General features: G+C 65.5%; 12 protein-coding genes. 1 reads left to right on the top strand and 11 read right to left on the bottom strand.

Annotation, left to right across the window (positions count from 1 at the left end; translation table 11 throughout):
* Nucleotides 1-113: 113 nt before the first annotated feature.
* Complete coding sequence (locus tag ACODS4_RS24415; RefSeq protein WP_488868273.1) at nucleotides 114-638, top strand: hypothetical protein; 525 nt, start codon at nucleotides 114-116, stop codon at nucleotides 636-638.
* A gap of 97 nt (nucleotides 639-735) precedes the next feature.
* Here ACODS4_RS24415 and ACODS4_RS24410 read toward each other — a convergent pair whose 3' ends face one another.
* The 11 genes from ACODS4_RS24410 to ACODS4_RS24360 form a co-directional block, all read right to left on the bottom strand.
* Complete coding sequence (locus ACODS4_RS24410) at nucleotides 736-1,119, bottom strand: hypothetical protein (protein ID WP_298373473.1); 384 nt, start codon at nucleotides 1,117-1,119, stop codon at nucleotides 736-738.
* Complete coding sequence (locus ACODS4_RS24405; RefSeq protein ID WP_488868272.1) at nucleotides 1,120-1,374, bottom strand: hypothetical protein; 255 nt, start codon at nucleotides 1,372-1,374, stop codon at nucleotides 1,120-1,122. It lies immediately after the preceding gene.
* 104 nt (nucleotides 1,375-1,478) lie between these two features.
* Nucleotides 1,479-3,146 carry a DNA repair protein RecN gene (gene recN, locus ACODS4_RS24400; protein ID WP_488868271.1) on the bottom strand — a complete coding sequence of 556 codons (1,668 nt, stop codon included), beginning with the start codon at nucleotides 3,144-3,146 and terminating at the stop codon, nucleotides 1,479-1,481.
* Between the two features lie 8 nt (nucleotides 3,147-3,154).
* The gene (locus ACODS4_RS24395) at nucleotides 3,155-3,970 is read right to left on the bottom strand and encodes an outer membrane protein assembly factor BamD (RefSeq protein WP_488868270.1); all 816 of its coding nucleotides are present in this window, start codon (nucleotides 3,968-3,970) and stop codon (nucleotides 3,155-3,157) included.
* Nucleotides 3,971-4,082: 112 nt separating this feature from the next.
* On the bottom strand, nucleotides 4,083-4,829 hold the full coding sequence (locus tag ACODS4_RS24390; RefSeq protein ID WP_488868269.1) for a protein phosphatase CheZ: 747 nt from the start codon (nucleotides 4,827-4,829) through the stop codon (nucleotides 4,083-4,085).
* Nucleotides 4,830-5,017: 188 nt separating this feature from the next.
* Nucleotides 5,018-6,001 (bottom strand): protein phosphatase CheZ, encoded by a 984-nt coding sequence (locus ACODS4_RS24385; protein ID WP_488868268.1) that lies wholly within the window; start codon nucleotides 5,999-6,001, stop codon nucleotides 5,018-5,020.
* A 109-nt stretch (nucleotides 6,002-6,110) separates the two neighbouring features.
* The gene (locus ACODS4_RS24380; RefSeq protein WP_119829909.1) at nucleotides 6,111-6,476 is read right to left on the bottom strand and encodes a chemotaxis response regulator CheY; all 366 of its coding nucleotides are present in this window, start codon (nucleotides 6,474-6,476) and stop codon (nucleotides 6,111-6,113) included.
* Between the two features lie 272 nt (nucleotides 6,477-6,748).
* On the bottom strand, nucleotides 6,749-8,767 hold the full coding sequence (locus ACODS4_RS24375; protein WP_488868267.1) for an aminopeptidase P family protein: 2,019 nt from the start codon (nucleotides 8,765-8,767) through the stop codon (nucleotides 6,749-6,751).
* Nucleotides 8,768-9,034: 267 nt separating this feature from the next.
* Nucleotides 9,035-9,925 (bottom strand): 50S ribosomal protein L11 methyltransferase, encoded by an 891-nt coding sequence (locus ACODS4_RS24370; RefSeq protein ID WP_488868266.1) that lies wholly within the window; start codon nucleotides 9,923-9,925, stop codon nucleotides 9,035-9,037.
* Between the two features lie 108 nt (nucleotides 9,926-10,033).
* A complete protein-coding gene (locus tag ACODS4_RS24365; RefSeq protein WP_488868265.1) occupies nucleotides 10,034-11,071 on the bottom strand; it encodes a hypothetical protein in 1,038 nt (345 codons plus the stop codon).
* Between the two features lie 135 nt (nucleotides 11,072-11,206).
* Nucleotides 11,207-12,403: a hypothetical protein gene (locus ACODS4_RS24360; protein ID WP_488868264.1), complete on the bottom strand. Its 1,197-nt coding sequence runs from the start codon at nucleotides 12,401-12,403 to the stop codon at nucleotides 11,207-11,209.
* Nucleotides 12,404-12,410 lie beyond the last annotated feature (7 nt).

The raw sequence follows: 12,410 nt of genomic DNA, 5'->3' as shown, positions 1-12,410 counted from the left end.
ATTGGGCCGCGCAGCATAACGCCAACCCGCCGCCGGGGGGAGTCTCCCAGCGGTTGGCGACGAACGCCGTCCGGCGGTGTATATTCAGGGAACGATCATCATCGGAAAGCCCCATGGCCCAACCGCCCACCTCCGGCCTGAGCATCGACGACCGGCTGGTCATCGCCGCCACGCTGGACCGCATTTTCTACGACGATCCCGACCAGTTCAGCCGGGAGGACGCGGCGACGGTGCGTCGGCTCATTCCGCACAGCCGATCCGCGTGGCTGCGTCTGGGCTTCCGCGCCGAATCGCAAGGGCCGTCGATGAAGGGCGAGGCCGCTGGCGTGGGCGACGTCCGCATGGAAGGCGACAAGAAGATCGTCGAGGGCAATGTCGGCGAATCGACCGTCTGGCGTTGCGGCCAATACAAGATCACCAACCATGACGGCGATCTGGAAATCTGGCAGGTGATGAGCGACGAGTTCGCCCAGGATCCCAAGGGCGCGCGGCTGGAATTCGGCCCGACCGGCGAACCCGAACGACTGACCTTCTTTCAGCCCCGCGACATCGAACTGCGCATCCCCTTCACCAGCTTCGCCGTGGGCCTGCGGCTGGGCGGCTGGAATTTCTGGAAACAGGCCGCGCCAAGCGCGTAGAGCGGAGCGCGACATGGGCCGCAGAAACATGGGCCGGGGAAACATGGCTTGACGCGCCGACGTCGGCGTGTGTGGCGAATCAAGCGGAGCGCGCGCCTCAAAGGTGACGCCCACGCGTCAAGCCTTTGACCTTATGCCAAAACCCTTTTTCATTGCCGAACATGTCCGGGTGATCGGTGACGCAAAGCAGCAAAATCCGATCACCGCCGTTGAACTCGCGATAGACGATCATGGGATCTGCCCTGCGAAGATCAAAATGGCAGTGCCGAAGATTCAGAGTGCGAAAGCGCTGAAAGATGGTGCCGTCATCCCGTGTTCCAGACAGTTTGTCCGCCGAGAACGGGCACGGCAAAGGCGAACCGGCCACTTTCCAATCAATGAACCGGGAAACCGCGCGGGCGACAAGCGTGACGCCACCATAGCGAAGGCCCGCAGCAATCAACGACTCGTCAAAGATATCGCTGATCTCAATCGTGGGCACTTACGACGCGCTCACCTTGGCGACAGCCCGAGCCACAAACCACGCGACCAATTCATCGCCTGACAGATCGGTCGGAACAGGAATGCCGGGACGCACGGCCGCCTCGCAAATACGCTTTTGCGTCACCGTCATGTCATCATAAGGGATCACGCGAAAGCGGCGCGACGGACGCACGCGGCTCTTTCGCAGCCGATTCACGCCGAATGGCGGCGGCGAAGCGTGACCATCCATGACGTGTTTGAAGGGCTTGCTCATGAGACCAAAATGGCTCCCAGCCTTAAGAAAGTCCACTGAAAGCGCGAGCGACTTCAATGAAGCGCATTCAGGGCGCGCCGTAGCGACCGATCAAACGCGCCCCCTCACCCCCGCCCGGCGATCAGGCTGTCCGCCGCCGCGCGGGCTTCCGCCGTCACCGTCGCGCCGGACAGCATGCGGGCGATTTCCTCGCGGCGTTCGTCGCCGTCCAACTCGGCGACGCCGGTCGTCACCTGTTCCCCCGCTTGGGTTTTCTGCACCTTCAGATGAACCGCGCCGCGCGCCGCCACTTGCGGGCTGTGCGTGACCACCAGCACCTGAAGGCCGTGACCCAAGGTCGCCAGACGGTCGCCGACGGCGGCGGCCACCGCGCCGCCAATGCCGGTGTCCACCTCGTCAAACACCAGCGTGCCGACGGTGGAGGTTTGGGCGAGAACCACCTTCAAGGCCAGCATGAAGCGGGCCAATTCGCCGCCAGACGCGATCTTGTTCAAGGCGCCGGGCGGCGCGCCGGGGTTAGTCGAAACCTGGAAGGCCACGCGATCAACGCCCGCCGCCCCCCATTCGGATTCATCCAGCGGTTCGACCAGCGTGCGGAATTTCGCCTTGTCCATCTTCAGCGGCGTCAGTTCCACCGCCACCGCCGCGTCCAAACGCCCTGACGCCTCGCGACGCGCGGCGCTCAAGGCTTCGGCGGCGCTGTGATAGGCGCCGCGCGCCACGGCGGCCTCCTTGGCCAGCCGGGTCAACAGATCGCCCTGATCCTCGATCAACAGCAAACGCCCGGCCATCTCCTCGCGCAGCGCGGCCAGCGCGTCCACCGCCACGCCATGCTTGCGGGCGGCGGCGCGCAGGGCGAACAGGCGGTCTTCCAGCTTTTCCAGGGCGCGCGGATCCATGTCCACGCCGCTGGACACCGCTTGCAGCCCGGCGATGCCGTCCGCCGCCTCGGTCGCGGCGCGGTCCAGCGCGGCGATCACCGGATCCAGCGCCCCCCCGGCCTTGTCGGCCAGACGCGACAGCGTGCGGATGGCCGACGCCAAGGCCCGTTCGACGCCGCGATCCCCGGACAGTTCGCCATAAGCGGCGTTCAGGCCATCCATCAGCTTTTCGCGATGCATCAGCACGGCGCGCGATTCGGCGAGTTCGGCCTCTTCGCCCGGCTTGGGCGATAGGGCGTCCAACTCAGCCACGGCGTGGCGGAGATACTCCTCCTCCGACCGGGCGCGGGCGATGTCGGCGGCGGCGGAATGGCGGGCGTCTTCAACCTGCCGCCACGCCCGATGGGCGGCGGCGACCTGGGCCGCCTGAGCGGACAGACCGGCGTAGGCGTCCAACACGCCGCGATGGGTTTGCGGATTCAGCAGACCGTGGGTGTCGAACTGGCCATGAACCTCGACCAGTTCCTCCCCCAATTTCTTCAACAGAGCGACGCCGACCGCTTGATCGTTCACCCAAGCCCGGCTGCGCCCGTCGGCGCTGACGGTGCGGCGGATCACCAGGCGTTCCTCGGCGTCCAGCCCCTGCTCTTTCAGGATGGCGAAGGCGGGATGGTCGCCCGACAGCTCAAACTCGGCGGTGACGGAGGCTTGATCGGCGCCATGGCGCACCAGCCCGGATTCAGCGCGCGCGCCCAGCGCCAAGCCCAGCGCGTCGAGCAAAATGGATTTGCCCGCTCCGGTCTCGCCGGTCAGGGCGCACAGGCCCCGCCGGAAGGACAGAGTCAGTTTTTCGATCAGGACGACGTCCCGGATCGTCAGGGACGCCAGCATCGACCGTCCTAGAACAGAGAGTTCCAGGCTTTGCTGAGCCACGATTTCTCGTTTCGCTCGGGGGTGAGCTTGGCGTCCACCAGAAGAGCGTAGCTGTCCGTGTACCATTCGCTACCGGGGAAGTTGTGGCCGAGCACGGCTGCGGCGGTCTTGGCTTCGTCGGTCACGCCCAGGGCCAGATAGCATTCCACCAAGCGGTGCAGCGCCTCGGCGACGTGGGATGTCGTCTGGTAATTCTCCACCACCACGCGGAAGCGTCCGATGGCGGAAGCGTATTGCTGCTGGCGCAGATAGAAACGCCCAACCTCCATCTCCTTGCCGGCGAGATGGTCGTTGGTCAGGTCGATCTTCAGCTTGGCGTCGCGGGCGTATTGGCTGTCGGGGAAGCGGCGGACCACTTCGGACAGCGAATCGAGCGCCAACCGGGTCATCCGCTGATCGCGGCGCACGTCGGTGATCTGCTCGTAATAGGACAGCGCCCGCATGTAATAGGCGTATGAGATCTCCGGGCTGCCCGGATGAAGCTGGATGAAGCGGTCGAGCGCCAGAATGGCGTCGTCATACTTCAAATCCTGGTAATGGGCGTAGGCGGCCAGAAGTTGCGCCTTGCTGGCCGATTCCGAATAGGGATGCTGACGCTCCACCTCGTCGTAGAGCTTGGCCGCCTTCTTGAAGGCGTCCTCCTTCATCGCCGAGTCGGCTTCGGACAGAAGCTGATCGGCAGGGCGCTCGACATAGACCTCCTCCTTGGTGGAGGAGCAGGCGGCGAGCGTGGCGGACAGAAGAATGGCCGTCAGCGGCAGGCGATAGGAGCGAGGCAGCATCGTCGTCATAAGCTCTTTCAGCGTCGCCCCTGTATAGCACGCTGAGGTGCGGGCGCAGCAAGTGGTTCTCGGGGATCCGGGCGCACGGGCTGTGATGAAACGTGGATGGACGTCAGCCGAACAGCGCGTCGATGTCCGCCTGGCTGATGTTTCCGCTTTCCGGGGTGGCTTCGGCGGGGCCGTGCAGGTCGAGATTCTCGTCCCGCTTCGTGACCGACGGCGGCAGCGGCATCGCCTCGAACTCGCGCTTGTTCCACAACCCCATCATCGCGTCGACACGCTCTTCGATGAAGGACATGGCGCGAACCACCTTGGTGATGCGCTGGCCGGTCAAATCCTGGAAGTTGCAGGCCTCATAGATGCGAACGATCACGTCGGTCATGTCGTTGACGCGGTCGCGCTGATAGCCTTCGGGCAGCGACGCCTTCAATTCCGACACCACCTCATCCAACTCTTCGGCGCAGGCCATGATGGTGTTGGTCGCGGCCTCAGTCGCGGAAACGACGGCGCTCAACTCTTGGCTGGCCTGCTGGAACTTGTCCTCGCCACCTGACAGCGGATGGCGGATCGCCGCCATTTCAACCTTGGTGGCCTTGATCTTCCCAGAGATATCGGCGATTTCGACCTGGATCTGGTCAATCTGCGCCGCGTCCATCGTCAGGAAGCGGTCAAGCTTTTCGCCCAGCGTGCCGATGGCGCGCAGAACTTCGGTGTTGTCCATCGCCACGGTTTGAACCGGGGCGGCGATGGCCGAAGCAGACGCCGCAGCCGCCGAATCGTCGGACAGCCCTTTGAAGGGATTTCCCGACTTGCGGGCCTTCTGAAGCTCGGCCATGAAGGGCTTGGACATCTGCTTCATTCTCGGTCCCGCCTTTGTCGAATGGCCGCGCTCGGCCTTGAGTGGTCGAATGAGGCGTGCGGGAAGACCGCGCGCCGTCGCTTGATTGTCGGGCACACACCGCTAACGTGAACTTACGCCTGATTCCCGCCTGCCCCGCTCCGCCTGCCCCACCCTTGACCAACTCCCCCTGGCGTCCCGCGAACGGATCATCCAAACAGAGCGTCGATCGCCGCCTGATCGAGAGGGGTTGGCGGCTCGTCCGCCGCCGGGGGCGGAGGGGGAGCCGCCGGTTTCGGCGCGGGCTTGGCCTTGATCGATGGGCCAGGCGGCTTGGGAACCGGCTTTTTCGCCGCCGGTTCCGCCGGTTTGGGGGCCGGAGCCGGGCTGTCGAACATGCTGTCGATGTCCGACTGGCTGGCCTTCGCCGGGGCGGCGGGGGCCGGACTGTCGAACATGTTGTCGATGTCCGATTGGCTGGCCTTCGCCGGACTGGCCGCCACCGGATCAGGCGGAGGAGGAGGTGGCGGCGGAGGAGGAGGCGGCGCGGGCGTCGCCATCGCCGGGCTGTCGAACATGCTGTCGACGTCCGCCTGGCTCACGCCATGCCCATCCAACTGCGGGCCGTTCAGCAGATGCGCGTCGGGCCGTTTGTCGGTGTTCTCTTCGGCGATGGCCATACCGGCCATGCCGTCCTCGCCCCAGATGTTTATCATGGCGATGACGCGCTGTTCGATGTAGCGCAGCGCGTTCACCACCTTGCTGGTGCGTTGGCCGGTCAGATCCTGGAACGAGCAGGCGGTGAAGATGTTGTTCACCTCCCCGTCGATCTCGCCGCACAGACCAGGGTCGGCGCCCGCCGCCCGCAGCTTGCCGGCCAAGTCCATCAGCCGTTCAGCCGCGTTCAGGATCTCGAACGAGGCGCGCTCGGTCGAGATCACGATGGCGTCCAGCTCGTTGGTGGCGGAAAGGATCTTGTCGCCAGCCCCGTCGGCGGGCCGCAAGGCTGCGACCTCCCGCCGGGCCTGTTCGATGGACGCCGCCATTTCCATCAGCTCGCGCCGCAGAACGCCGACATGCTTGCCAGCTTCCACGGCCTCGCTCTGGCGGCTCCAGGACGTGCGGAACTCCTGGAGCATGGCGCGCACCTCTTCCGTCGCGGCCCCCAAGGACCGGCGATGGAGACGACGCAAAAAAGCCCGCCCCTTGGTTGATCGAGCGATCGCTTCTTCGATCTGCTCGAACTCTTCCTCGGACAGCTGTGGAAGCTGCTCCAACCCGTCCACTCCCCAACCCTCTGCGTCAGCCGCCGATGACCGCCTGAATTTTCATCTTCAGCGTGTCCGCGTTGAACGGCTTGACGATGTAATTGTTCACGCCCGCTTGCTTGGCCGCGATCACGTTCTCGGTCTTGCTTTCAGCCGTGACCATGATGAACGGAGTCGGCGCCAGCTTCGCATCGGCGCGGATTTCCTTGAGGAGCTGGAGGCCGGTCATCGGCTCCATGTTCCAGTCGGAGATGATGAGGCCGAACTTGCTCTCACGCAGCTTCGCCAACGCCGACACGCCGTCGCCGGCCTCGTCGATGTCGGTGTAGCCGATCTGGGTCAACAGGTTCCGCACGATGCGCCGCATGGTGGCGTAATCATCGACGACGAGGATCTTCATCTAGACGTCTCCGCATAAGTCCGTTGCCGGTGGATGGTCCGGCGTTACGCTCACCCGGCGCAGGGCCGCGCCGTAATCCGGGAAGTGTGTGCCAACGGTGATGCCCTAACTTTTCTGAAAAGTCATCCCTTTGAGACACAGTGAAGCAGGCTGGTAAAGAAGGGGTTACTGAACAGGTCGGGACCTTGCCAGATTCCCCCGGCGAACGCACGGGCTGTTTTCACCGCAGCCGTGCGTTCCGCCGATTCCGCTTCATTCGCCCGAATTCTCCTTTATGACGCGGCGATCAGCGGCGCGGTTGCGGCGGCCAGCCACGCCGCAACCTCCGCATCCAACAGCGGCGTCAGCGACTCACGCACATGCGCGTGATAGGCGTCGATCCAGGCGATTTCGCCCGGATCGAGAAGCGCCACGTCGATCACCGCGCGGTCGATCGGGGCCAGGGTCAGCGGCTCGAACCCCAGCGTCGGGCGCTCGGCCCCCTCGACCTCGACCGGCTGGACGACGACGAGGTTTTCAATGCGGATGCCGTAAGCGCCGGTCTTGTAATAGCCCGGTTCGTTGGACAGGATCATGCCCGGTTGCAGAGCGACCGTGTTGCCGACCTTGGAGATCCGCTGCGGCCCCTCATGCACCGACAGGAAGCTGCCGACGCCGTGGCCGGTGCCGTGGTCGTAATCCAACCCGATCCGCCACAAGGGCAACCGCGCCAGCGCGTCGAGCTGCGATCCGGTGGTTCCACGCGGGAAGCGGGCGATGGACAGGGCGATGTGGCCCTTCAGCACGCGGGTGAAGCGGTCCTTCATCTCGGCGCTGGGGGTTCCGACCGCCAGGGTGCGGGTGACGTCGGTGGTGCCGTCGCGGTATTGCGCGCCGCTGTCCAGCAGGAACAGGCTGTTCGGTTCGATCCGTCGGTCGCTGTCGGGGGTGACGCGGTAATGGACGATGGCCCCGTTCGGCCCGGCCCCGGCGATGGTGTCAAAACTCAGGCCGCAAAAGCGCTCGTTGCGCTGGCGGAAGGCCAGCAGGCGGTCCACCACCGCCAGTTCGGTCAACGCCCCCTTCGGCGCCTCTCCAGCGAACCAGTGGAGGAAACGGACCAAGGCCGCGCCGTCGCGGGTGTGGGCCGCGCGGGTTCCCGCCAACTCCGCCGCGTTCTTGCACGCCTTCGGCAAGGCGCAGGGGTCGGCGTCGCGCTCCACCTTGGCGCCCGCCAGATGCAGCCGGTCGAACACCCAGGCCGAGGTGCAGGACGGATCGGCCAGCACCCGCGCGCCGCGCCCGATCGCGTCCAGCGCCGGGCCGAATTCCGCCGCCGGACGCACGCGGACCTGATCGCCCAGATGGGCGCGGGTCTGCGGCGCCAGCTTGCGCGGATCGAGGAACAGATCGACCGCGCCATCCTGATTCAGAATGGCGAAGGACAGCGGGAACGGCGTGCAGGGCACATCCGCGCCCCGGATGTTGAGCAGCCAGGCGACGCTGTCGGGCTGAGTCAGCACGACGGCGGCCAGCCCCTTGTCGGCCAAGCCCTTGGCCAAGCGCGCGCGCTTGTCGGCGGCGCTGTCGCCCGCAAAGGCGATGTCCTGCGGCGTCACCGGCGACAGAGGGGCTGGGGGCTGGTCCGGCCACACCTGATCGAGCGGATTGTCTTCGCAAGCGATCAACTGGATTCCGTCGCGCTCCAGCGCCGCGCGGGTCTTCTCCACCCAACCGACGGTGTGCAGCCACGGATCATAGCCCAGCCGCCCGCCCATCGGCAAAGCGCTCGCCACCCAATCGGTCAGGGGATCCTCGACCAGATGCTTGCGCTCATAATCAACCGGAACCTCGGCCTCGGCCTGGAGCGTGTAGCGGCCATCGACAAAGATCGCGGCGCGCTCCGCCATCACCACGGCGGCGCCCGCCGATCCGGTGAAGCCGGTCAACCAGGCCAGACGTTGGGCGCGCGGCGGCACATACTCGCCCTGATGCTCGTCCCCGCGCGGCACGACGAAACCATCCAGTTCACGCCGTTTCAGCGTGGCGCGCAGGGCGGCCAGACGCTGGGCCGGGTCAGATTGCGCCGACGGCGGGGCGGCGGCCAACGCGGCCTTCAACGCCTGAAGCTGCTCAATCAGGTCGGCGGGAAGCCCCTCTCCCACCAAAAGCAGCCACTCGGCGCGATCATGGCTGGCCGGAGCGGCCAAAACACCGGCCAGCAGCCCCCGAATGTCGGCGGGAGTCTGTGTGACGGCGGCGGCGGTCAACAGGGACGCCAAGGCGTCATCGCCACGATAGAGGCTGGACACGACGGGGGTTCCTTGAAAACGGTGGCGACCGGAAGCGGCCAGACCGTTTCAGGCTAGGGGCCTCCGCGCGCGGGCGCAAGCGGCTGTCGTGGCGTTTTTTGACGAGGCGACGGGGTGGGCCGCCCCCTCCCCATCCCTCCCCCGCTGACGCGGGAGAGGGGGCAGGAGCTTTGTCCGCGCGCGGCGGAGTTCCCTCTCCCGCGCAAGCGGGGGAGGGTTAGGGAGGGGGCGTCGAAGGCTAAACCTGCCCGATCTCAGCGCCCGATCTCAGCGCTTGACCACCAGCGTGGTCCATTCGCCGACCGGGATACGGGCGACCAGACGCAGGCCCTGATTCCGGTGGGCCTGGATGACGTGGCGTTCCTGCCGGTTCAGCAGACCGGCCAACACCGCGTAACCGCCCTTCTTCAAATGGCGGCGCAGTTGCGGGGCCATGCGCGCCAACGGGCGCGCCAGAATGTTGGCGGTAATCAGCGTGTAGGGTTTGTGCCGCCCGACCAGACGGGTGTGATAACCGTCGCCGCCCTGCGAGCGGATTCGCCCCTGCAAGCCATTGATCGCGGTGTTGATGCGGGTGACGCGCACCGCCTCCGGGTCGATGTCCACCGCCGTGACCGGCACGCGCCAGCGTTTGGCGACCGCCAGAGCCAGAATGCCGGAGCCGCAGCCCATGTCGAGCGCCCCGCCCCGTCCGCCGCGCGGCAGTTTCAGGTGGCGCGAGAGCCGATCAAGCGCCTGAAGGCAACCGTTGGTCGAGCCATGCTCGCCGGTGCCGAACGCGGTCGCGGCGTCGACCAGCAAAGCGACGCTGCCCGCCGGAACATTGCCCTCATGATGCGAGCCATGGACGAAAAAGCGTCCGGCGCGGATCGGCGGAAAGCCCTGATAGCTGTGCGACACCCAATCGATCATCGGCAGGCTTTCGATGATAACCTTGGGTTCGTCGATGCCGACCGCCTGGGCCAGAACGGCGACGCGGGAAACCAGACGGGGTTCGTCCGGTTCGCCGTGGATCGTCGCCTCGACCAGCCAGTTGCCGCCCTCTTCCAGCTCGAAGGTGGACACCGCGTCGGCGTGATCGCCCACCGCGTCGGCAAAGGCCGGGGCATGGGCTTCGGGAACGACGAGCGCGATGCGCCAGAGCAAATTCGGGGACATGGGCGGGGCTTTCCAGGACGGGCACAGACAACCGCTGCTTTTTAACCGCCCACTCTTCCTGAAACCAAGAGAATTGCGAAGCCCCGCCCGGTTCTCAGCCGCGCCGGATCAGTTGCCGGGAACGATCATCGGATGAACGACGAACAGCTCGCGCGCCGTCGGATCGACATCCACCTTCACCCAATGGGCGTTGGGGCTGCCGAAGGTTTCAACGCGGGTGACGTTGGCGATCAGGTTCGCCTGGTTGACGAGCGGCTTGTCCACCTTGAAGAAATGGGTGTCGCCATGGACGATCAGGATCTGACCGTCATAGGCCTTGGCCTCGTCCACCAGCGCGTCGATGAAACGGTCATAGCCGTCGAAACCCGGCGTCTTGCGCTCGTTCACCTCTTCGGTTTCCGGCAAATCAAAGCCCAGATCGGCCTGGAAGGTCAGCACCACGCCCGGCGCCTTCAGCGCCTTGGCCTTGGCGATCGCCTCTTTCATCCAGGCGATGTTGGCGGCGTCGCGCTCCTCATGCTCGGCGTTGTCGGCGGCGCATTGATCGGCCTTGCGGGCGCTCTTCTTGGTGCAATCCTTCTCGCCCAACACCTTGTTGTTGTTGCTGCCGGGGATGTTCAGCCCGACGAAGACGACGCCGTTGTGGATCAACCGGGTGTTTTCGGAGAATTTCTCGCCGGGCTTGCCCTGCTGCTCCAGCGTCAGTTTGGACTGGCCATAGCTCTGGTTGGTCGCGAACAGCGTTTTGCGGAGATAGGCCAGCCGTTCCAGATTGTCGTAACCACCGTTGTTCAAACGATGGCAATCGGTCCATTCATTGTCGCCGGGCACGTAGATCACCGGGCGCTTCAACGAATCGAACAGCGCCGCCGCGTCGGCGTAGCTGGCGTTCGTGCATTCGGAGCTGCCATCCTTGGTGTCGCCGTCAAACATCGAAAAGGCGATGTCGGCGGCGTTCATGTTGTCGATCAACCGCCGCATCTTCGGACCGTCGCCATTCTTGGCGTAAGGCAGATCGCCCCACAGACCGAAGGAGAAGGGCGTCACGGTCTGGGCGACGGCGCCGCTGGCGACCATCAGCGTGGAAACGGCCAGAGCGGCGGCGGCCCGGCGCGCGGCGCGGGGGAAAAAGACGGACGACAGCATGATGTATCCTCAAGGCTGGCAAGGAAACTTGCGGGCAGGATGTGACGCCCCTTGTTTAGGAGCGCGCCAAAGGCCGGTCATGTGAATTTCCCATGACCGGCGCGACCTGCCCGACCTCACGCCAAACCTTTGCGTTCAACCCGCCGACAGACGGTCGGCGATGTCATGCATGCCTTGATCGCGCAAAACGGTCTGGCGATGACGGACCATGCGGCGGTCCAACGCCTTGGCGACCAACGCCCCGCCCAGAAACTCGCCGTCAGGCCCTTTCAACCGTTGGGTCAGGCTTTGGATCAAGGCCCCTTCCGACTTGGCGTCGCGCCGATCCAGCGGCTGGTCGCTGAGCAAAGCCTGCCGCAGCCGGTCGATCAGAACGATCCGGCACAGCGGCGCCCGCCCGCGCAACGTCAAATCGCACACCTGCGACAGGGCGACCGCCGGCTGGGGGATCATCGGATCGGGGTTCCGGCCATAGAGCGAATCGACCAACGCGCACAAACCCATGACCAGACTGGGCTGCGGCCCCAGCAATTCTTTCAAGGTGTCGGCGGATCCCAGCACGTCGGCCATCACGCCGTCGATCAGCGCCAGATGGCGCGGCGCGGCGTCCTCGCCAATCAACTCCAGCAGCACATCCAGCTTGCCGCCCAGCGTGCCCCCTTCCACCATGTGCAGGGTCAGCAGGCTGAGGAACACGGCGTCGTGCCCCTCCTCCCCCACCGCCTCGTCGATGCGGCGGCTGGTGTCGTTCAGATCATGGGCGTTGAAGCTGGGCAACCGTTTGCGCTCAGCCAAAAAATCACGAGCCTGCGCGGCGGCGGCGTCCACCAAGCGACGGATCTCCTTCACCCGCGTCGGCACAACCGTTCCATGAAGGTCGGCGTGATGCCGGGCCGTGGCGTGGATGGCGGCGCTGAGCAGCGCGCCCTGCTCGTCCAATTTGCGGAAATGCGGCCAGGAATGCAAAAGCTCGGTCGGCGTGATGCGCTGAGCGTCCAGAAAGGGGCGCAGCAACCGACCGATCACCACCCGGCTTTCAAAGCCGCGCAGATCGTCCAGGGTCCGGCAGACCGGCGCGCCGTCCGCCGTGCCGCCCAGAACCAGCGGCTTGGTTTTGTTCTCCGGCGCCTTTTTGTGCAGGATCACCGTTTCCAGACCAAGACCGGCCAGGGTGCGGAATTTGATGACCTTGACCTCTTCCACCCCACCGGCCATGAGCTGCGAGCGGGCGCAGGAGAGCGACGCCTCCTGATCGGTGAAGGCGCCTTCGATGCGCCAGCGTCCGTCACGGCGGCTTTGAACCTCGTAACTGGTGCTGCCCTTGCCAAACACGAAACGC

This window comes from Azospirillum sp. FG154 (assembly GCF_057809575.1).
Note: the sequence above shows the minus strand (reverse complement) of the source record. Positions and strands in the feature narration are given on the sequence as shown.